The sequence below is a fragment of the Candidatus Woesearchaeota archaeon genome, assembly GCA_016928155.1.
Taxonomy (GTDB): Archaea; Nanobdellota; Nanobdellia; order Woesearchaeales; family JAFGLG01; genus JAFGLG01.
This window is the reverse complement of record JAFGLG010000012.1, coordinates 15,684-34,602: the sequence shown is the minus strand read 5'-3', so window position 1 is coordinate 34,602 and position 18,919 is coordinate 15,684. Positions and strand designations below refer to the sequence as shown.

Here is an 18,919-nt window from a genome sequence, read left to right as displayed (position 1 = left end):
TCATTTCCTCTTCTTTACAACCCGGATCTTCCTGCCATGAACCTTTCTCTTTATCGGCTTTCTCCTGATTGCCTTTTTCCTATGTTTCGGAGCAATAGCCCTGATCTTCTTCTGGATACGGAAAGTGATCCGCTTATGCTCATATCTTGTTATGATACCTGCAGAAAGCTGCTTATTGAGAATATCCAATTCCTTATTCAGTCTTGAGACAGTTGACATGCCACCACCTTTTTTACTGCATTCTTACTATATCCATATATAAAAAGAATAAGAAATATTTAATTATTGCGCTTCAGGCTGGATAATATACGGATTGTCCTGAGATGCTTCAGCGAAAGCCTCGGCATTCTCCAGCTCAAAGATGATCTCATCAAACATAGCCTCAATCTCGAGAGTCTCAGAAGCCATGTCCTTATTCTCCCAATGGCCGTTGCCAATCCTCAAGTACTTGCAGCCGATCAGGTAAGCAGGCACTGAATTGCCCGGATTATACTTCCTGAAAAGATCAAGCTCCTCCTGCGGGATGGCTGATTCAAGCTCCGGGGTCATGACATCATCATTCGTATCAACCTGCCAGACATAAGCTGAAAGCTCCCCAGACCTGTCAAACCTCTCAAGAGCCTGCCTGAAAGCAGCTTCGGCGAACTGAGAAGCCTCCTGATAAGAGACAGTGTAAAGCCTGACAATGGTCCTGTTATCCTCATCAGTGCAGACAGACGGATCAACCTGCTGGAAGGTGGTTATGTCCATTGAGGGTATCCCTGAGTTGAAGGCAAATAATTCTATCTTCGCCTTATCCATGAGACCTGCAATGTACAATGGGATCCCAGTCTTCTGAGCCTCATACAACATTTGCTCCCTAATCTCATCCCTGACCTCATCAAACTCCATCTGACGAGCCTCTGTCCTGCCAAGCAGCTTTATTATGTGATAACCGAACTGAGTCTTGACAATAGGCGAAACCATACCGACATCAAGGGCAAAAGCAGCATCCTCAAACTCCTTGACAGTCATGCCCCTTGTGATATTATACTTACCATCATTATCCTTGCTTCCCGGATCCTCGCTGTATTCCCTGACAAGACCGAAGAAGTCATCGCCATCAGCGATCCTCTTCTCGACCCCGAGTATTATCTCCCTGGCCTCATCATCAGTCTTATTCATCTGAGGACCGCCCAACACAAGGATATGAGATACCTCAAGGGATTCATCGACAAAGTAAGTCCCCTTGTTCTCATCATAATATCCTTTCAAATCATCCTCTGATAATTCCAGCTTGCTTACGACGGTCTTGTTGAAAAGGTCTGATATCAGAAGCTGGTCACTGATAAGGCTTATGCTCTTCTGCCTGAATTCATCATAAGTCATGCCCAGGCTGTCCAAAGTGGAATAAAGCTCCTCCTCTGACATGGCAGACTTAAGATTGGCTTCCCAGACAGCTGTCAGATTGTCAAGCCGGTCCTGATCAACAGTCAGGCCATTCTTATGAGCATCCTGAATAAGCAATGCCTCCATAATTGTCTGGTTAAGTATCATATCCTTTGTCACAAACAGCCTATATGACACAGGAATCTTCGAAACCTGCGTGTTGAAATCATCAATTGTGATCTCCTCGCCATTGACGACAGCGATCACACGGCCATCCCACATCTCCAGTGTGCCTGGATCAGAGGGTGACGCGAAAAAATATAGGAGAACAACAACGGCAATCAGCGCAAGAGCACCCAAGGCATAATAGAGAGTATAATCCTTCTCTTCCTTCTTCCCTGTCTTCTCAGGACCATGCGACTCTGCCTTATGCATCCTCCTGCCGGCCTTCTTTGGAGCCTTCTTATCGTCGGTTTTCCTATCATCCCTTTTCTTATCCTCGGTTTTCTTATCTTCGATTTTGATCTCCTCAATCTCCGGCTCAGGCTGAACCTCTGGTTTTGGCTCAGGCTGAACTTTTTTCAATGGCGAATCCTCAGGAAAGATATAAGTCTCCTTGTATGCTTTCTGAGGCAATTTCTCTTGATTTTCCACAATATCCCCCCTTTATGAGCTGGGTTAATTAAAGGCTGAAAAAAGGTTTTATCTATCTCAAAAGGCTTAAATCAGCTCTTTTTGGAAAAACAGCAGGGAAAAACTCCCTTATATTATAAAGTCTGAATTTGGTATTATGGGCCATTAATAAAGGTTGTGGAAGCTAGATACATATAATAACATTAAATGGATTGCATCAGGCCTTGAAATCAACTTGATTTATAAATGATAAGGTTTGGGGATTACTCCTGAGTCATTAAAAAGCTTTAAATGAATCTCACAGGTTAAGGAATATCATGTTTGACATAATCATCGGCAGGAATGCTTCTGACAGGGAAAAATACGGGATGAAAGGCACTATCCTGATAGCAAAGCATTATGTCAAGATGGGCCAGACAACATCGCTCTCAAACAAGATATACATGGACATCTCGAGAACGCATGTCGTGTTCATCTGCGGAAAAAGGGGCGGGGGAAAGTGCGTGACAGGGGACACTCTAGTGACACTGAATGACGGAAGGACAGTCCCCATCCACGAGCTCAAGAATAATGATAACGAAATCCTTGCATTAAATGAGGATCTCAAGATAACAAAGAAAGCAAAAGATGAATTCTTCGAAAGGACAGTCAATAAGATCCTAAAAATAAGGCTCAGGACAGGCAAGGAGATAAAACTCACGCCAGAGCACCCGCTGCTGACAATCAACGGATGGACAGAGGCAAAAGACCTGGGTGCGGGATCAAGGATTGCAACCCCAAGAGGGATGGATGTATTCGGTGAAAAAGACATCAGCGAGCATCAAGCAAAACTACTGGCATATCTCATAGCAGAAGGGCACCTAGGGAATGGATTCGTGCTCTTCTCAAACAAGGATCCGGAGATCGTGGATGACTTCAAGAGGGCAGTGCATGATCTTGACCCATCACTCGAGATAAAGAGCCATGGAGAGAATAATTACCGCATCGTCGGATATGAAAAAAGGAAATGCAAAGCAAAAAGGGATGAGAAAGGAAAATTCATGGCCGGTTCATGCTTCGACTCCAAATCAAGCATGAGGAAGTGGATAGAGAGAGCAGGATTATATGAAAAAGACTCAAGGACAAAATTCATCCCAGAGGATATCTTCACAGCGCCAAAGAACAAGGTCAGCCTATTCCTGAACAGGCTATTCTCCTGCGATGGATCAATATACAAATCAGATGACTACAGGATCTCTTATTCGAGCGCATCAGAAAGAATAATCAAGCAGGTGCATCATCTGCTCCTGAGATTCGGTGTTCTAAACAGGATCAGGGATAAGAATAACAAGAATTTCATCAGCTATGAGATCGAGATCAAGGGACAGAATGTAAGCAAGTTCCTGCAAGATATAGGATTCTTTGGAAGAAAAGGAAGGATACAGGAAAAGGCACTTCTGGAGTGCAAGACAAGGAATCCCAACCTTGACACAATACCAAAAGAGATATGGGACAGGTACAGGCCAGAGAACTGGGCTGCAATAGGAAAAGTGATTGGATACTCGACACCAAAAGCCTTAAGGAGCTCCATAGAATATGCTCCCTCTAGGCAGAAGCTGCTGCAGATCGCAGAGCTTGATGGAAACGAATTCATCCAGAGGATGGCAGAATCAGACATCTACTGGGATGAGATAGCTTCTGTAGAAGAGATGATGGGGGAATTCAAGGTATATGACATATCAGTGCCAGAAGCGCACAATTTTGTGGCAAATGACATAATAATCCACAACTCGTACACCATGGGCGTCATCGCTGAAGGATTATCAGACATGCCAGAGGAAGTCAGGCAGAACATCTCCATCATCCTCCTAGACACAATGGGCGTCTACTGGACAATGAAGTATCCCAACAAGAAAGATGAGGACCTGTTGAGGGAATGGAACAAGAAGCCAGTGGGGCTCAACCCGATAATATTCACACCAGACCAATACTATTATCAATACAAGGATGAAGGCATACCGACAGACTTCCCTTTCTCAATAAAACCATCAGACCTTGACATAGATGACTGGCTCATGACATTCGGGCTTACAAACATAGACCCGATTGGAGTATTGCTGACAAGGCATGTGCTCCAGCTCAAGAAAGACAAGGGTGATTTCTCGATACAGGACATAATCGATGCAGTGATGAGAGACGAGAGAGGAGAGAAGCAAACAAAGGATGCCCTTGAAAACCTACTGCTGGGGACAATGAACTGGGGAGTGTTCTCAGAGAAAGGAACACCGATAAAGGATCTTGCGCGAGGAGGACAAGTGACAGTGCTTGACCTGTCATGCTATGCCACAATGCCAGGAGGGTGGAGCATCAAGGCGCTCGTGCTCGGGATAATCTCAAAGAAACTATTCATAGAAAGGATGGTCGCAAGGAAGAAAGAGGAGTTCGACCAGATCCACACCACAATGCACTACTTCGGCGAAGAGGACATCAGCAAGAAGGCGCAGGAGATGCCCATGGTATGGCTGGTCATCGATGAGGCGCACGAGTTCCTGCCAGTAACAGGAAAGACTGCAGCAACAGACGCCCTTGTCACGATACTGAGGGAAGGAAGGCAGCCAGGAATCTCGCTGATACTGGCATCACAGCAGCCAGGAAAGATCCATACAGATGTCATGACACAAAGCGACACAGTCATAGCGCACAGGATAACTGCAAAACTGGATGTCGAGGCGCTCGGAATGCTGATGCAGTCCTACATGAGGGAAGGCCTCACAATCCTGCTCGACAACCTGCCGCGCGTCAAAGGAGCAGCAATCATATTCGATGACACAAACGAGAAGATGTATGCCATGAGAGTCAGGCCGAGGTTCACATGGCACGGCGGCGAGGCTCCGATGGCAGTCAAGAAATCAAAGACACTTTTTGAAGACGAAGTCAAGAAATAGAATCTCACATTCCAGGGGGTGAAAACATGGTATTCGTGAAATCTTTCCCCAAGACAACAGAGGGAAGCTCTTACCCTAAATGGGTCGAGATAACACTTTCTGATGAGGAAGAGAGGGAAATAGAAAGGAAGGCGACGCAAGTGCATTATGCGATGATGAAGCAATGCCTTGATGATGCAGAGAAGATAATGAAAGAGAGGGGGATGGAAAAAGAACAGGAAGATGCGATCCCGATCGCGGGCCTGCTCTTCGACAAACGGGCATCACACACAGTGTTCTACAAGGAAGAGAAGTGCAGGGAGAAATTTGACAAGGGCTGAGAGATGACAGAAAGAGTGGACATAAGGAAAGCAGGCATAAGGGATTATGAAGAGCTGAAGCAGATAAGGACAGAGTTCTACCTATGGGAAGCTGAGAGAGACAGGAGGATAAAAAAAGCCTATGTGAGACATCTCGGGCCGACACTAGCAAAGATGATGAGGCAGAAGGACAAAGCATTCTTCATGGCAGAAGCAGAAGGAAAAGCGATAGGGTATGCAGCAGCAGAGATACAGAAGAACCCTGCATGGTGCGTGCATGATAAAAGAGGGCACATGTTCAACCTTTATGTCGACAGACAATACAGGAGAAAAGGCGTGGGGCAGAAGCTGACAGAAGCATGCCTGAGATGGTTCAAGGAAAAAGGAATCAGGGATCTCATGATAATGCACTACCATTTCAACACAGAAGCCGCAAGCCTATACAAGAGATACGGATTCAGAGAGTATATAGTGATGCTCACAAAACAAGGAAAAACAAGTTCTGACTGACAATCAAAATGCCCGCCGGACCATCGCAACTCCAGCAAGGAGAGCGGCGAGGAACATCAGATATTTCTCATCCATACCTGACTTTGGGATAAGATGCTGAGGGATACAAAAGACCGGTAGGATCAAGACAAGCATTGATAAAATCATGAGTCTCCTCATCTGCGGGCAGATGGCCACGCTCCTGAGCGAAGACCAGAAGATCAAGCCCATCATAAAAACTTATCCTGGCCTGGTCGCAGATCGAGCTGAATGCAGCAACCTTCTCATCCACAGTCAGTTTCCTGTCAGGCATCACTGCAAACTTCATGACAGACATCAGCATTGAATAACCTATCTTCCCGTCATACCATGACGGTCTTTGAACCATATCCATCATATCCATTCTGATCTCCTCAATCTGGTTGTCTCGGCAGATGACATCCTCTGCTGCCTCGCAAGCAAAATCCCATTAAGGCCTTCTGAGTTGTCCAGATGGCCATTCCTGACAGCATGAGACACTATGTCACCCAAATCATCATATGATATGCCATGAACGTTGCAGAAAGAGCAAACCTTGGTGGTCCACTTCAATCCGCCGCTCCGGTATATCTTATCAGCAGCAGAGAGATAACTGATCAATTCAGCATACCCTATAGAATGATTGTAACCTTCAGGAGCTTCCATCCCAAAACCTCAGATCAGGAAAATAATCCCTCCTATCGCATGAACCCCTCATGGTGTCCAAGACAGTGTATTCCAAAGAGAGCTCCCTCAGCTCTGGCATATCAGGAAGGTGCCTGTGAATGCGAGCATGATCCAAGAGCAGATAAATACCCCTGTCTTTCAGACCAACCTGATTGCAGATCATCTTCACACGATCCTTTGATCCAGGCCTCTCCAATGCTCCACTGAGCGCATCAATCAAATGCTCATAATCCACACTGACACGGCCCTTATTGTATGCAGACTCATACCATCTAGGGATCGGGCGCCTCATCATTTCAAAACACCCTGATCATATCCTGAGACATATCCTTCTGGGACATGTCCTGCATGAGGTTTATACAAAACCTGATTCTTTTTGTAGGAATTAATTGGCAACCCGCTGTCCACACACATGAGGAAAATCTCATCAAGGTCAGCCGGAAGTGTCATGTCACGCTGACCGATAACTTTCCTCAGCTCAGGCCTCACATATCCCAGTCTCACTCTGCATCACCTTTGTATTCCATGATTGGCACCTGATGGCTCTGAGATTCTTCTTGCAGGAATATTTGAGACTGCTCCTGTACCCTGTCATCAATGCAGCCGCGCAGATAATAACCTGCAATGCCGCCCACTATCAAGGCAGGTACAATCAACCAGTTGACTATCCTGGCAGTGTGATATTTCCGTTCATACTGCAACTTGGCTTCCTTGTAACCGATCCTGCCGGTATCATCACCGCATGGCTGGTATCTCATCGGGCTATCGCCTAATGGGTTCATCTCATCACCTGATAATCATCCTGCACAGCATCGTCAATAGTAGGAGATGCCTGAACAGCTACAGGTCTCTTATCGATAGTATCATCTGGATCCATACAATAACCGACAGCCAAAGAATAAGCACAGACCAATCCTACTAAAATCAAGGGAAGGTCATATCTCTTCTGTCCTATGCAATCATGCCCGGATTCTTTTATATCCATATCCCCACACCCATTTCGCCTGCCCAAAATTGTTGTTACCCAGAGTAACAAAGCTTTGGGAATTTTTATTTCTCTACAGTAGATAAATATAATATTAATATATGTAACCCGTATATTTCATATTCCACATATGTTTTTTCATAAAATTTAAATACACTAGACATATCCCGGAATCCATGAAAAGAAGCCTCATCAAGCAAAAAGACAGCTTCACAATAACCCTGCCAAAGAAATGGGTAGAGCAGAGAGGGCTGGAACAGGGAGATGAGATTGAATTAGACCAATCAGGAAGCAAGCTAGTGATATCTGCAAAAGGAGGAGGCAAGAAGGAATGCGAACTCAAGCTAGAGGATGACACATTCCCGCTCATCAGGATAAGGATACACACGCTCTACAATTTCGGATATGACAGGATAACAATCCATCACCAGAAAGAACACCACAGCCAGATAAAAAAGATCATCAGCAGATACCTCCTAGGTTTCGAGATCACAGAGACAAGCGAAAAGAAAACAGTAATCGAAAGTGTGACAGAGCCCAGCGAAGACAAGCAGCAGACGATTCTGAAAAGGATGTTCCAGATAACAATGGAAAGCCTTGACCAGACCGAAGAGGACATTGAAGAAGCAAGATATGAAAAGACAAAACACTTCGAGCAATGGGATGAGAAGATGACACAATACACCAACTTCCTCAGAAGGAACATCTCAAAAAAAAGGTTCACAGAAGAGAGAGTCAACTATTACTGGGAGCTTTATTTCATGCTGAATGCCATCCAGACAAGCGTGCTCTACCTATACCGGAATCTTGACAAGCACAAACCGAAGATATCAAAGCAGATCATGCAGGGATTCAGGCAGATCAAGAGAGAGTATGCAGAAATGCACACATCCTTCCTGGCAGAGAACATACCACAACTGGAGAAGGTGCATAATGAGATCAGATACAAGCTCTACATGGAACTGCAGGACATGATGGCAGAAACTCGCGGAGCAGCATCAGTGATACTGTCCTACATGACAGAGATATGCAGGATAATGCACCTTGCCACATATGACATGATAGCCATATCGACGAGCGGAAAGGCCGGTCAGTAATCCCTTGACTTCGCATACTTGCTTCTCTTAATGTATTCATTGAGGTACATTGCAGTCAAGGATGCTATCTTCTTGCTCATCCTCTTGGCAGAGAGAATCTTCTGGGTCACCCTCGCATAGGACCTTGTGCGCTCATCCATCTTTGGCTCAGAGTATGACAGGGCACCCTCGTCGGATTTGGGTGTACCAATCGATTTCCCATAAGCGACCACCTTCTCCAGACTACACTCCATAGATAAGGTCTTCCTCTGCCTGACCCTCCAGCCATACAGCTCCTTGGCTTTCCAGAACAGACGACGCATCGTATTCCTAGGATTCATGCTCTGCAAGACCCTCTTTGCCCCAGAACTTATCCAATGATAATCTGCCCTGAAATAATCATCCTCAAAACTGACAGAAGAAAGAGAAGGTCCGGCAAAGACAAGCCTGGATTCCAGATTATCCAATTGACTCATACTCCCTTGTCATAAGTTCGCTGATAGCAACACTTGGGCTCTTACCTTCATAAAGCACAGCATATATGCTATCGAGCAGAGGGAGATCAAGACCATGCTCTGACATGACCTCATGGATGACCTTTGATGTCGCATAGCCCTCAGCCCTCTTTGATTCCTGCTCCAACTCCTCAAGAGCGTCCTTCACAGAGAAACCTGAGCCTATGAGCTTGCCGAAATAACGATTCCGCGAATCTCCAAAAACACAAGTCGAGAGGTCAGCCTCCCAGGCAAGAGTCTTGTTAGAGAAGGTATGCGGCTTTGCACCCATCTTCCCGGCAAGGATCTCAATCTCGCCGGAAGCGATGGCCTTCAGAGCAGCCTTTGTGCCTGCAGCATAGCCAAGACCGTCTGAGATGCCTGCAAGGATAGAGACGACATTCTTGAAAGCGCCTGCAAGCTCCACACCGATCAGATCAGTGTTAGTATAAAGCCTCAGGGTGGGACTGGAAAGGAAATGCTGAAGCTGCTCTGCCACACCTATCTCTTCGCAGGCAACCTCAGCGAACAGGGGACAATCCATGGCAACCTCCTGAGCTATCATCCCTCCGGACAGCATCGCAAAATGGACCATGTGAGGGACATCCTTCAGCTCCTCAGAAAACACCTCAGACATGCGCTTATGGGATTTCAACTCCAAGGCCTTGGCGACATTAAGTATGATCACATCCCGGGTTATGTGGGGGCCAAAATCCCTGCAGGCAGACCTCATGAACTGGGCAGGAACAGCTGCAACAATCAGACTTGCCCCATCGACAGCCTCTTTCAGATCAGAGGTCGGATGGATGTTATCCGGAAGCCTTATCCTCTTCAGATGGACAGGATGAGACCTGTGCTGCTTAAGGTGGTCTATTATCTTATCGACAACATCATACATGAAGACATCTGTCCCTGGATGAAGAAGAGAGATATGCCTGGCAAGCACAAAACCGAATATGCCGGATCCGAGGACTGCGACCTTATCCATCTAATTCTTCTTTCACTTCTTCTTTTTCGAAGATGATTTTCCGGCCTTCGCCTTCCTGGATCTGGCTTTCCCGGATCTAGCTTTCCTGGCTTCAGCCTTCCTGACATCAGTCTTACCTGGCTTTGCCTTCAGTTTCTTCGAGGGCCCGGGTTTCGCCTCTGCAGGCTTAATATCCTTATGCAAATCCTCTTTCTTTATCTCACGCCAGATCCTCTTAGCCTCCTCGTCAAGCATCAATTCCGCCTCAGAAGGTGCGTGGGTCATGGAGACAATGGAAGCCAGGAACATCACTGCAAACAGGATCGCGAAAGTGAATGCCCATGTAGGACAGCTCGCGCAGCCCTCTATCCTCCACAAGATGAACACTGAAATGAAAAAACCAATAATGGACGCAATCATAAAAGTCCCGCTCAATGGCGCAAATCTCCTTCCCATACTACCACCTCAATCAATATATTTATCAATCTGATCCCTGGCCCTGACCAGCTTATCCTGATAACCATCCAAGAATCCTGTCATCCTGTCAATCAGATGAGCCTTCAGCTCACCTGTCAAGAGCTTGCCTGACCTGTAATCATCATGGATCTGCCTTAGCTTCCTGTCGTCAGGCTCAAAGAACATGCTGAGATACTGGAATGAAACATCAACATCAGGATTCCCTCCTTTTGCCCTGTGCTCCTCTATTGTCGACTGGCCGCCAGAGAAGGCATACTTGTTTATCTTGCTCCTGATCATCTTCGGTGGATCTGAAAGAGCAATGAATGAATTCGGGTCAGATGCAGACATCTTGCCGCCTGACAAGCCAGGCATGAACTTGTGATAAGTGGAGGAGAGCTGGATGAACTTAAAAGGAGCACGCTTGCTGATATCCCTCGCTAACCTGAGATGCGGATCCTGATCCACGCCGACAGGAACAACAACAGGGACAGGACCCTCAAATTCCTCGAGCTGAGGATGGAGCATATCAGCAGCCTGGAGCAGAGCTGAGACCATCTTTCCAGGGGAGATCTCACCATACACAGCGCGGAACTCATTGAAAGTGGCATGACGCGCCAGGATGTTCTGGAGACGATAATAAGCATTGGCCCTCCTCTGATCGTTTGAGCGATTCGACTGATAATAGATCCTGCAGTTCTTCGGCTTCAGGCCGAGAGCTATGTAATTAGAGATGTATTCCTCTTCAGCAATCTTCCTTGATTCTTCCAAAGACTGGGCCCTTGCATTATATGCCTCGATATCTGCGACAGCGATGTAAATCCTGGCGCCGAGGCCCTGATAGAAAACCATCTGCTGGGCAAGAAGCATGTGACCGATGTGGAACTTTCCAGTGGGCATCAGACCTGTCATCATGACAAAAGGCTTGCCTGAGTTCCTGGCTTCAAGTATATTATTGAAATCCCTGTGAGCAAAGATGGTGCTCCTCCTGAAAAGTATGTTCTCATTGAACTCACCAGGCAGACCTTTCAGAGGCTTTATGCCAAACTCCTTAATCAGCTTCCCATAATCAATATCACCCTTGACTTCCCAAGGGGTCACTTCAAAATCGCCAGCCATGGATTTATAAAGAATATATTGTATTTAAAAAGGTTTTCTTGCTACAAGGCAAGGACCTGCCTGGCAACCTCTAAAGCCCTCTCCTTTGTCTTAGGGAAAGAGGCAAGATTGATGCGGATATGGAAACAAGAGCCTTCATCACAAATCCAGAACTGGTCCTGAAGAATCTTCTCAATATCCAATCTCATGAAAAAATTCCCGTTATCATCAACCCTTGAATCAAGCTGGCGAGCGATCAATTCTTTCTGTTCCTGGCTAAGGCTGTGCATCAGATGCTTGAGGAACTGATTAAGGAGACTTGATTTCCTGATGACGACCTTATGGATCTGGATTGTCCTGTCTCCAAAGCTCTTGACAGAAGAGATATCGTAGAAAAGCTCAGACTTCTTTAGCTTTTCGTCCTTGATATCAAAAGGGAACAAGGAACACAGCTTATCAACAGTCTTCTGGCCATCATCCTCTGGCTTGATGAAAACAGACACCTCAACATTATGCGCAAGCTTCATTCGATATTGAAAGCCCTAATAGTTTTTAAGTTTTACTGGTTCGCCTGATGATCTGCCTTTCTGCTTATTTCTAATGGAAAATTTCATGGATAAAACAGAATATATCCAATTTGCTCTGCAAATTGGTCCTGATCCATGAAATTTTTCTGAAAATAACCCAAATGGCGAAGAATAAGGAGAAGAATCAGAAAGCACTCCAGTCTATCTGAAAAACATCCGAAAATTCCTGATAAATACATAATAATCTGCATGATCAAGAAAAGATAATGAGATATGCATATACAAAACATGCTATCAGACAGATCATCAAAAGAGGAATCCATAAAATCTGGATCATTGAGACAATCAAATACCCTAATGAAATGGCGAGAGAAGATCACAAATTCTATGCAATAAAACAACTCAATGGAAAAACCCTGAAAGTGGTCTATACAAGGAAAAAATATATAAAGATTATAACCACCTATTTCATAAAATGAAAATCAGATATGACACAGAAGCAGATGCAATGTACATAAGCATCATAGAGAGCCCCATACAATCTACTGAGGAACTTGACAAGAACACTATATTGGATTTCAACAAAGAGGGGAGATTAGTGGGAATAGAACTGTTGTTCATCAAAGAAAGAAACCCGCAACTTCTGACAGAGCTTAGGAAAAAGAAGGTCTTTCCAGCCTGAAATCCACCAACAACTTAATAAAGAGTAAGGATTCTTTTCGTGCCATGAAGCACAGCATGATAATAACACTGATAATGGTGAGCATATTCCTTGTGTCGCAAGCCATGGGTTTGTTCATAACGAGCCAGTATATCGATGCCGAGACAACAGAAGAGACCGGCAACCTGACATGGTACACACTGCCAGGCGGAGTAGAAAGGCCGGAAGTCGAAGAGAGCACAAGCTTCCTGTACATACTCTTTGCAGTGCTCATCGGGACCGGATTAGTGCTGTTGCTGATAAAATTCGGCAAGTTCGGGATATGGAGAATGTGGTTCTTCGCCTCAGTCTGGATAACACTGGTGATATCAATCTATGCATTTGCAAGAAGATTCGAGGTGAGCTACGGGCTTCTCGGGTCAGTGATATTGGCATTAGGCCTTGCGCTCTGGAAAATCTACCGCCCGAATATCTATGTGCATAATCTTACAGAGATGTTCATCTATGGCGGGCTTGCGGCAATATTCGTGCCATTGATGAACATGTTTGCAGCAGTGATGCTCCTGCTCGGCATCAGCGTCTATGACATGTATGCAGTGTGGAAAAGCAAACATATGGTGACACTTGCCAAATTCCAGGTCAAGTCAAAAGTATTCGCGGGGCTTTCGATACCCTATTCTCTGAAGAAACCAAAAGATGCGAGGAAACATCACAAGGAAGGTGTGATGAAGATGGAAGGTGTCAGGACAGCTGTGCTCGGCGGAGGAGACATCGCATTCCCCCTATTGTTCACAGGCGTTGTGATGAAATCTTTCGGGATATGGTATGCTCTGATCATTTCTGTTGTTGCTGCGCTGTCTCTGCTGCTCCTGTTGATATTCAGCCAGAAAGACAAGTTCTATCCAGCAATGCCTTTCTTATCTGCGGGCTGCTTTGCAGGATATGGCGTGATGTGGCTAGTCATGATGATCTACTCTTTCATGCTTTGATGTATCAAAAATATCCCAAGCAAAAAAAGAGCTAATGATAACAGATGATCCCTATTATATACAGGCCCCACAATACGGACTAATAGCGATGCAGATAAACAACAAACAAGACCAATCACAAACAAATATCTTCTCTTCACATCATTGAAGAATAATCTCTTCATGTACCTGTCCCTATGAAGCATGAAGTCCTTCTTCTTGATGGGCTTATCAGAAGGATTGAAGATTAAATTTTGATAATGGATTTTGTCAAGCAGTCTTCCGACTGATTTTTCATCCTTAGAATACCCCAATATATCCTCCTCATCTAACCTTGGAGCCCAATAATAGATAATAAGGCCCCAAAGTGAAATCATCCCGCCTGCATAAAAGATTAGATATCTCCGGATATCACCTTCCTCTACCATAAAACCTGACAAGAAAACCGGAACTCCAATAACTGCCAAGGATATGCCTAAATTCTTCAATAATCTGCTTGATATCATATGTAATAAATTTCAAGTCAGATATAAAAAATTATGCGATAATTATTTTTCTATATGGTAAATAAAAAGTCTGCAATCTGCATACATGGATTGTCTGAAATACAGAAAACCGGATATGCATTCAGAATTTTCCGAGTGTCTTCTGGCTGAGATCAGAATAAGTGCTTGGCACAATCGATATGCCATCATTTGCAACAATTGTCTGGACACCTGTTGCCTGCCTTATCTCCCTGGCAAAATTTATCGGGCCAGCCTGATACAGTTCCTTTGAGAAATGAGTCAGAATCAGAAGCTTCGGCTTGACCTTATCCAGGATCTTGATCAGATCATCAGGACAGAGATTATTCTCCGATGATTTCTGGCAAGGCATGTTAGCGATTATGATGTCTGCGCCTGCATACTGCTCTGCAAGCTCGCCAAAGTATTCTGTATCACCTGTGCAGACAACATTGAAATCAGGCGTGATGAGACGGTAACCGACAGCAAAGGGATCCGAGTGCCTTGCCTTCAACGCAACAATCTCAGTATCCTCGACGGCAATCCTCTTGCCAGGCTCCATGGTGAAGATCTTCTCAATATGATTCTTCATGTGGGGGTGCAGCACAGGCAAATTATCCTCAGAACCCAGGACAGAGACAGGGGCAGCAAGAATGCCAGTAGAATCCAACCCATCCTGTGTCATTGCATATATCAAGGCATTGAGATCATTGGAATGATTCAGATGACAATGAGAAACAAGAATCCCTGTTGTCTCGCGAACATTCACATTGTACTTCGAGGCCTGAAGCAGGGTGCCGATGCCCGGATCAATGTGGAACTGAGCCTTCTGGGTCTTTATCACAATGCCGGCAGAAGTCAGACTGCCCTTGCCGACAAGCTCAGGACCGGTGCCGGTTCCAAGAAAAATGATGCTTGACATAAAAGGCATATTATCCGGGAAGTTAATAAATCTTTACAGATACCTTTAAAAATGTGCATATCTGCCAATAGACGGGCTAGACCGGGGAGCCAGTCCCTCCCTGCAACTGCAACCGGACTTACGGCAGGGTCGAAGCCTGAGGAGCGGCATAGGATAGGCTTATTGGTCCTGGTACGGACAATGAATTTCTGTCCCGCAGGGTCGGTCCTGATGGGAACCACGTCAGGGCAGGAATGCAGCAGCGTTAACCTTCAGGGCTGATGTCTGCGGGGTAGCGGAAAGGAGAAAATATCAGGGTCAACCAGTAGGTCTGTGCTAAGTCCATCCTCAGGCGTGCCCTTTACTTAAAAACCAAATTTATAGAACTAAGCAATCTCATGAAGCTTCTTCAATGGCTGATGGTAGGCTGCAATATTCACCAATTCGTTCTCAAGCTGAAAAACCATTCTTTGCTCAAGCGGAGATGGCGGCACAGGATTCCTGACAGCAACAGCTGGCGCAAAATTACCAAAATCAAATCCGTACGATGGCAAATCTAGTGGATAAAAATACATCTTAGCACCTTCAGAAAGGAGAATGATAAACATATATAAATATTGTTTTAATATAATTATATATGAAAAAATACTAATACTTAAGCTGGATCCATCCTAAGGTTGATATGTAGAAAAATTCCAAAAAGTGAACAAATTCGCATGGCGAATTTGGAGTCATCACATGAAATTTTCTTGCCGATTGAGGATGGTGGGCAAAGGATTCGGAGAACTACAACATATCCTTCAATTCCTCTGTTGATAAGACATTGATGAAATCCTGCTGCTTCAATTTCTTGTCCTCAGACCAAAGACTGCAACCGAGACTCAAGGCTAGTGCAAAATAGCTTCTTCAATAATCTAAGAGAATATTCTCCTCTTTTGTCTCGCTTCTCCAACAAATCAACCCATATTGATATATCAAAATAATAGTCCATAAGCTATCTAAAAAACTAATAGTTAATAAACCCTTGTCCAGAAAAATATAAAATTATTCGATTAATATCGCAGGTTTTCCAGGAGAGGCTTGAGCTGCTTTGTTCTCTTTGGAATCTTCTGCTTTTATGATAGACACTTCGGCGCCAAACTCTTCCTTGAAGAAATCAGCTGATGACTGCAGATATTTCAACTCTTCATCCTGGCTGAAGACATGCTCCGGAGCTTTCTGGATGAGCTTTGGAATGATCTTCATGATATCCTTGCTGTACCTCTTAAGCTCAGTCTGCATCACAGCACCAATGATATCCTTTGGATTCTTGGTGTCGCTGAGATTCTTCTTGACTAACAAGAACAGATCATACTTCCAAGCTGCAGAGATGAAAAGCTGAATCCTTTTTGGCTGGTCAATCTTAGCAAGCTTCTGCACCTGCCTGATGTCAGCAAGAGTGGTCTCGATCATAGATTCCATGTGATCCAAGGAATCATCAACACTACCTGGCTTAGGCCACTCAGCAACTGAGATGAAAGGCTTCCTGCCAATCTTCTCCCACACTTCCTCGCAGAAGAAAGGGGCAAAAGGAGCAAGCATCATGAGCTGGGATTCAATATACCTATTCATCAAGCGCCTGTTCGGCTCTTTTGACCTTCTCTGATACCACTTCAAGATATTAGGCATCTCAAAGAATATCTTCTGCAGAGCAGAGCGAAACAAGGTCTCATCCATCAAAAGCTCAGAGTCCCTGATTATCCTGCTGATCGTGGACTCAAACCAGAAATCAACACTCAAGGTCTCATCTCTTCCTTTATCATAATTCTCTGCAAGGAAATTGAACAGGTTCTCAAGCTTAGACTTGACTGAAAATGCCATCTCAGAATCAAAATTCGCGTCGTCAAGGCCTTCGCCGCCGCTCAGGACAGTTATCCTTGATGCATCAACACCAAACTTCTTAGGAAGATCCCTCAAGAGGATGAAATTGCCCAAAGACTTGGACATCTTCTGGCCATCAACAGTGACCCAGCCATTAGTTCCGATGCCGCCCGGCCAATATTTCTTATCGAAGATTGCAGTGTGGTTGAAGACAAAGAAGGTCAGGTGATTCTGAATCAGATCCTTGCCTGAGTTCCTGAAATCAAGAGGATACCAGTACTGGAATTCAGACTTCATCATCTCTATATTATCGACATCAGGCTTATGGCCCTTGTCAAGGAAGATGTAATCAAAGACCTTGTCATTGATCTTATCTATCGGGATGTCCTTCAATATGTGGGATATTGTGTAATATGCCATGTAGATTGTTGAGTCTGAAAGAGATTCTATGACCCACTTGTCATCCCAAGGTAACCTTGTGCCCAAGCCGAACTCCCTTGTGCAGGCCCAAGGGGCAAGCCAATCAATAACATACTCAAACTGAGGCCTAGACTTATCAGGATAGAGCTTGATATCCCTGAAAGCACCATGCACTTGCTTCTTCCATCCCGGATCAGCATAATCAAGGAACCATTGATCACTGACGATCTTGACGATAGCAGGAGTAAGGCATCTGCAGATTACTTTCCCTGTAAGTTCATAATACTTTGAGGCATAACCCTTCTCGATGAGCTCCTCGGTGATTATCTCCTTTGCTTCCTCGACCTTCAAGCCCTCAAGATCCTTCCTGAAACCAGTCTTGTACCTGCTGTTGAGAGTTGCAGTGAAGTGAGAGAGCTTGTAAAGCTCCTTCTTGATCTTTTCCAGCTCAGATCTCTGGTTCTGGGAAGTGATATTGTACTTCTTCAGCATTGCTTCTGCTGCAATGTCACCAAATCCTGGAGTGTTGAGTATAGGGATGGGCCTGATGGCTCTGATTTCTTCTGGGTTCAGATTGTATCTCTTTATTGTGGCATCATCTTTCTGCAGATCCCACAATGCAATGAGATCGTCGGCGCTGTCAGAAGGCACGCTGTGGACCAATCCAGTGCCGAACTTTGGATCGAGAAATGCTGCTGGAAGGATCGGAACCTTGATGCTGCCGAATTCCTCTGTCTTCTTGCCGATGAATTCCAGGCCCCTAACCTTCTTTTTGACAGTGACCTTGTATTCCTGGTCCTTGAGCCTCTCTGCTGCAGGCTCACCTAAAATCCAGGTCTCGCCATTGACATCAGCCTCGATGTAATCAGCATCAGGATTCACATAGAGATTCGTGACACCAAGAACCGTATCCGGCCTCAGAGTTGCGCTGATGAGATATCTGCCGTCGTCAAGCTTATGCCTGAACAAGAGATATTCCTGCGGAGTCTCCCCTTCACCTTCCATCCTGGAATGATCAGGGACAGGCCCATTGCACTTAGGGCACCACACAACAGGGTGCTTCCCTTTCACGACGTAGTTCTTCTCCTTGAGCTTGTTGAACTGCCACCTGATGAACTTATCATAATGAGGATTCAAGGAAGTGGTTATGAAAGACCTCCTGAAATCCACAGACATGCCTACACTCTTGTAGTCTTCCATCGCTTCCTTTGGGAAGAAATTGACCCAGTGCTCAGGATCAGCAAATTTCTTGATGTCCTGATCATTGAAACCCATGTCTTTGAGTATCTTTATCTGCTTAGGCTCATTCTCCTGGACCCTCTTTGCAGCAGACTCAATAGGAGAACCAGTGCAGTGCCAGCCCTGAGGGAAAAGAACATTGAAGCCTTTCATCCTCTTAAATCTAGCAAAGGCCTCAACACGCATCAGGGTATAGAAATGACCGAGATGCATGAAGCCATTCATGTAAGGATAAGGAAAGGTCAAGAAGAACTTAGGCTGGCCAGGATGAGCCTCTGCCTCAAACAGCTTGGCTTCATCCCACCTCTTCTTCCATTTTGATTCGATTGAACTGGAATCCATAAGA

Annotated in this window: 24 protein-coding genes and 1 other RNA gene; 8 read left to right on the top strand and 17 right to left on the bottom strand. The window is 45.1% G+C overall.

The features are described from left to right. Both JW968_06325 and JW968_06320 read right to left on the bottom strand, forming a co-directional pair. Nucleotides 1–219, bottom strand: coding sequence for a hypothetical protein (locus JW968_06325; GenBank protein ID MBN1386557.1), 219 nt, complete (start codon nucleotides 217–219; stop codon nucleotides 1–3). A 63-nt stretch (nucleotides 220–282) separates the two neighbouring features. After that, the gene (locus tag JW968_06320) at nucleotides 283–2,022 is read right to left on the bottom strand and encodes a peptidylprolyl isomerase (GenBank protein MBN1386556.1); all 1,740 of its coding nucleotides are present in this window, start codon (nucleotides 2,020–2,022) and stop codon (nucleotides 283–285) included. 296 nt (nucleotides 2,023–2,318) lie between these two features. On the opposite strand from JW968_06320, the gene JW968_06315 reads away from it, so the two are divergent. The 3 genes from JW968_06315 to JW968_06305 are packed head-to-tail and all read left to right on the top strand — an operon-like array spanning nucleotide 2,319 to nucleotide 5,734. Continuing rightward, nucleotides 2,319–4,925, top strand: coding sequence for a hypothetical protein (locus JW968_06315; GenBank protein ID MBN1386555.1), 2,607 nt, complete (start codon nucleotides 2,319–2,321; stop codon nucleotides 4,923–4,925). A gap of 26 nt (nucleotides 4,926–4,951) precedes the next feature. Beyond that, nucleotides 4,952–5,245 carry a hypothetical protein gene (locus JW968_06310; protein MBN1386554.1) on the top strand — a complete coding sequence of 98 codons (294 nt, stop codon included), beginning with the start codon at nucleotides 4,952–4,954 and terminating at the stop codon, nucleotides 5,243–5,245. A gap of 3 nt (nucleotides 5,246–5,248) precedes the next feature. After that, nucleotides 5,249–5,734: a GNAT family N-acetyltransferase gene (locus JW968_06305; protein ID MBN1386553.1), complete on the top strand. Its 486-nt coding sequence runs from the start codon at nucleotides 5,249–5,251 to the stop codon at nucleotides 5,732–5,734. Nucleotides 5,735–5,801: 67 nt separating this feature from the next. On the opposite strand, the gene JW968_06300 is transcribed toward JW968_06305, so the two are convergent. From JW968_06300 to JW968_06275, 6 genes are read right to left on the bottom strand one after another with little or no spacing between them, the layout of a single operon-like run. Then, entirely contained in the window at nucleotides 5,802–6,116 is a 315-nt protein-coding gene (locus JW968_06300) for a hypothetical protein (protein MBN1386552.1), read from the bottom strand. After that, entirely contained in the window at nucleotides 6,107–6,397 is a 291-nt protein-coding gene (locus tag JW968_06295; GenBank protein ID MBN1386551.1) for a hypothetical protein, read from the bottom strand. Before JW968_06295 ends, JW968_06300 begins: the two co-directional genes overlap by 10 nt. Then, complete coding sequence (locus JW968_06290) at nucleotides 6,384–6,713, bottom strand: hypothetical protein (GenBank protein MBN1386550.1); 330 nt, start codon at nucleotides 6,711–6,713, stop codon at nucleotides 6,384–6,386. The genes JW968_06295 and JW968_06290 overlap by 14 nt, the downstream gene beginning before the upstream one ends. Continuing rightward, nucleotides 6,710–6,922, bottom strand: a complete 213-nt coding sequence (locus tag JW968_06285) for a hypothetical protein (GenBank protein ID MBN1386549.1) — start codon at nucleotides 6,920–6,922, stop codon at nucleotides 6,710–6,712. Before JW968_06285 ends, JW968_06290 begins: the two co-directional genes overlap by 4 nt. After that, nucleotides 6,919–7,200 (bottom strand): hypothetical protein, encoded by a 282-nt coding sequence (locus tag JW968_06280; GenBank protein ID MBN1386548.1) that lies wholly within the window; start codon nucleotides 7,198–7,200, stop codon nucleotides 6,919–6,921. Before JW968_06280 ends, JW968_06285 begins: the two co-directional genes overlap by 4 nt. Continuing rightward, on the bottom strand, nucleotides 7,197–7,403 hold the full coding sequence (locus JW968_06275) for a hypothetical protein (GenBank protein MBN1386547.1): 207 nt from the start codon (nucleotides 7,401–7,403) through the stop codon (nucleotides 7,197–7,199). The genes JW968_06280 and JW968_06275 overlap by 4 nt, the downstream gene beginning before the upstream one ends. 176 nt (nucleotides 7,404–7,579) lie before the next feature. Here JW968_06275 and JW968_06270 point away from each other — a divergent pair, with 176 nt between their 5' ends. Then, the gene (locus JW968_06270; protein ID MBN1386546.1) at nucleotides 7,580–8,500 is read left to right on the top strand and encodes an AbrB/MazE/SpoVT family DNA-binding domain-containing protein; all 921 of its coding nucleotides are present in this window, start codon (nucleotides 7,580–7,582) and stop codon (nucleotides 8,498–8,500) included. Here the strand turns inward: JW968_06270 and JW968_06265 are convergent. The 5 genes from JW968_06265 to JW968_06245 are packed head-to-tail and all read right to left on the bottom strand — an operon-like array spanning nucleotide 8,494 to nucleotide 12,021. Next, nucleotides 8,494–8,946, bottom strand: a complete 453-nt coding sequence (locus JW968_06265) for a hypothetical protein (protein ID MBN1386545.1) — start codon at nucleotides 8,944–8,946, stop codon at nucleotides 8,494–8,496. The two genes, JW968_06270 and JW968_06265, sit on opposite strands and share 7 nt — an antisense overlap. Next, the gene (locus tag JW968_06260; GenBank protein MBN1386544.1) at nucleotides 8,939–9,961 is read right to left on the bottom strand and encodes an NAD(P)-dependent glycerol-3-phosphate dehydrogenase; all 1,023 of its coding nucleotides are present in this window, start codon (nucleotides 9,959–9,961) and stop codon (nucleotides 8,939–8,941) included. The genes JW968_06265 and JW968_06260 overlap by 8 nt, the downstream gene beginning before the upstream one ends. Before the next feature lie 12 nt (nucleotides 9,962–9,973). After that, nucleotides 9,974–10,396 (bottom strand): hypothetical protein, encoded by a 423-nt coding sequence (locus tag JW968_06255; GenBank protein ID MBN1386543.1) that lies wholly within the window; start codon nucleotides 10,394–10,396, stop codon nucleotides 9,974–9,976. Between the two features lie 9 nt (nucleotides 10,397–10,405). Continuing rightward, entirely contained in the window at nucleotides 10,406–11,515 is a 1,110-nt protein-coding gene (gene trpS / locus JW968_06250; protein ID MBN1386542.1) for a tryptophan--tRNA ligase, read from the bottom strand. Nucleotides 11,516–11,556: 41 nt separating this feature from the next. Beyond that, the gene (locus JW968_06245; GenBank protein ID MBN1386541.1) at nucleotides 11,557–12,021 is read right to left on the bottom strand and encodes a hypothetical protein; all 465 of its coding nucleotides are present in this window, start codon (nucleotides 12,019–12,021) and stop codon (nucleotides 11,557–11,559) included. Nucleotides 12,022–12,287: 266 nt separating this feature from the next. Here JW968_06245 and JW968_06240 point away from each other — a divergent pair, with 266 nt between their 5' ends. From JW968_06240 to JW968_06230, 3 genes are read left to right on the top strand one after another with little or no spacing between them, the layout of a single operon-like run. Further along, a complete protein-coding gene (locus JW968_06240) occupies nucleotides 12,288–12,500 on the top strand; it encodes a DUF4258 domain-containing protein (protein ID MBN1386540.1) in 213 nt (70 codons plus the stop codon). Beyond that, a complete protein-coding gene (locus JW968_06235) occupies nucleotides 12,497–12,703 on the top strand; it encodes a DUF2283 domain-containing protein (protein ID MBN1386539.1) in 207 nt (68 codons plus the stop codon). The genes JW968_06240 and JW968_06235 overlap by 4 nt, the downstream gene beginning before the upstream one ends. Before the next feature lie 44 nt (nucleotides 12,704–12,747). After that, the gene (locus JW968_06230; protein MBN1386538.1) at nucleotides 12,748–13,671 is read left to right on the top strand and encodes a hypothetical protein; all 924 of its coding nucleotides are present in this window, start codon (nucleotides 12,748–12,750) and stop codon (nucleotides 13,669–13,671) included. Here the strand turns inward: JW968_06230 and JW968_06225 are convergent. Then, nucleotides 13,653–14,156, bottom strand: coding sequence for a hypothetical protein (locus JW968_06225; GenBank protein MBN1386537.1), 504 nt, complete (start codon nucleotides 14,154–14,156; stop codon nucleotides 13,653–13,655). The genes JW968_06230 and JW968_06225 overlap by 19 nt on opposite strands. 121 nt (nucleotides 14,157–14,277) lie before the next feature. After that, a complete protein-coding gene (locus tag JW968_06220) occupies nucleotides 14,278–15,075 on the bottom strand; it encodes a hypothetical protein (protein MBN1386536.1) in 798 nt (265 codons plus the stop codon). A 69-nt stretch (nucleotides 15,076–15,144) separates the two neighbouring features. Here JW968_06220 and ffs point away from each other — a divergent pair. Further along, nucleotides 15,145–15,418, top strand: an RNA gene (gene ffs, locus JW968_06215) — signal recognition particle sRNA. Nucleotides 15,419–15,440: 22 nt separating this feature from the next. Here the strand turns inward: ffs and JW968_06210 are convergent. Together JW968_06210 and leuS are read right to left on the bottom strand one after the other, a co-directional pair. Further along, nucleotides 15,441–15,629, bottom strand: coding sequence for a hypothetical protein (locus JW968_06210; protein ID MBN1386535.1), 189 nt, complete (start codon nucleotides 15,627–15,629; stop codon nucleotides 15,441–15,443). Between the two features lie 469 nt (nucleotides 15,630–16,098). Then, nucleotides 16,099–18,915 carry a leucine--tRNA ligase gene (leuS, locus tag JW968_06205; protein ID MBN1386534.1) on the bottom strand — a complete coding sequence of 939 codons (2,817 nt, stop codon included), beginning with the start codon at nucleotides 18,913–18,915 and terminating at the stop codon, nucleotides 16,099–16,101. Nucleotides 18,916–18,919: the final 4 nt, after the last annotated feature.

Coding starts and splice junctions, on each gene's coding strand:
- JW968_06325 (MBN1386557.1), bottom strand. CDS start 219: ATGTCAACTGTCTCAAGACTGAATAAGGAATTGGATATTCTCAATAAG.
- JW968_06315 (MBN1386555.1), top strand. CDS start 2,319: ATGTTTGACATAATCATCGGCAGGAATGCTTCTGACAGGGAAAAATAC.
- JW968_06310 (MBN1386554.1), top strand. CDS start 4,952: ATGGTATTCGTGAAATCTTTCCCCAAGACAACAGAGGGAAGCTCTTAC.
- JW968_06305 (MBN1386553.1), top strand. CDS start 5,249: ATGACAGAAAGAGTGGACATAAGGAAAGCAGGCATAAGGGATTATGAA.
- JW968_06300 (MBN1386552.1), bottom strand. CDS start 6,116: ATGGATATGATGGATATGGTTCAAAGACCGTCATGGTATGACGGGAAG.
- JW968_06295 (MBN1386551.1), bottom strand. CDS start 6,397: ATGGAAGCTCCTGAAGGTTACAATCATTCTATAGGGTATGCTGAATTG.
- JW968_06290 (MBN1386550.1), bottom strand. CDS start 6,713: ATGATGAGGCGCCCGATCCCTAGATGGTATGAGTCTGCATACAATAAG.
- JW968_06280 (MBN1386548.1), bottom strand. CDS start 7,200: ATGAACCCATTAGGCGATAGCCCGATGAGATACCAGCCATGCGGTGAT.
- JW968_06275 (MBN1386547.1), bottom strand. CDS start 7,403: ATGGATATAAAAGAATCCGGGCATGATTGCATAGGACAGAAGAGATAT.
- JW968_06270 (MBN1386546.1), top strand. CDS start 7,580: ATGAAAAGAAGCCTCATCAAGCAAAAAGACAGCTTCACAATAACCCTG.
- JW968_06260 (MBN1386544.1), bottom strand. CDS start 9,961: ATGGATAAGGTCGCAGTCCTCGGATCCGGCATATTCGGTTTTGTGCTT.
- JW968_06255 (MBN1386543.1), bottom strand. CDS start 10,396: ATGGGAAGGAGATTTGCGCCATTGAGCGGGACTTTTATGATTGCGTCC.
- trpS (MBN1386542.1), bottom strand. CDS start 11,515: ATGGCTGGCGATTTTGAAGTGACCCCTTGGGAAGTCAAGGGTGATATT.
- JW968_06245 (MBN1386541.1), bottom strand. CDS start 12,021: ATGAAGCTTGCGCATAATGTTGAGGTGTCTGTTTTCATCAAGCCAGAG.
- JW968_06240 (MBN1386540.1), top strand. CDS start 12,288: ATGAGATATGCATATACAAAACATGCTATCAGACAGATCATCAAAAGA.
- JW968_06235 (MBN1386539.1), top strand. CDS start 12,497: ATGAAAATCAGATATGACACAGAAGCAGATGCAATGTACATAAGCATC.
- JW968_06230 (MBN1386538.1), top strand. CDS start 12,748: ATGAAGCACAGCATGATAATAACACTGATAATGGTGAGCATATTCCTT.
- JW968_06225 (MBN1386537.1), bottom strand. CDS start 14,156: ATGATATCAAGCAGATTATTGAAGAATTTAGGCATATCCTTGGCAGTT.
- JW968_06220 (MBN1386536.1), bottom strand. CDS start 15,075: ATGTCAAGCATCATTTTTCTTGGAACCGGCACCGGTCCTGAGCTTGTC.
- JW968_06210 (MBN1386535.1), bottom strand. CDS start 15,629: ATGTATTTTTATCCACTAGATTTGCCATCGTACGGATTTGATTTTGGT.
- leuS (MBN1386534.1), bottom strand. CDS start 18,915: ATGGATTCCAGTTCAATCGAATCAAAATGGAAGAAGAGGTGGGATGAA.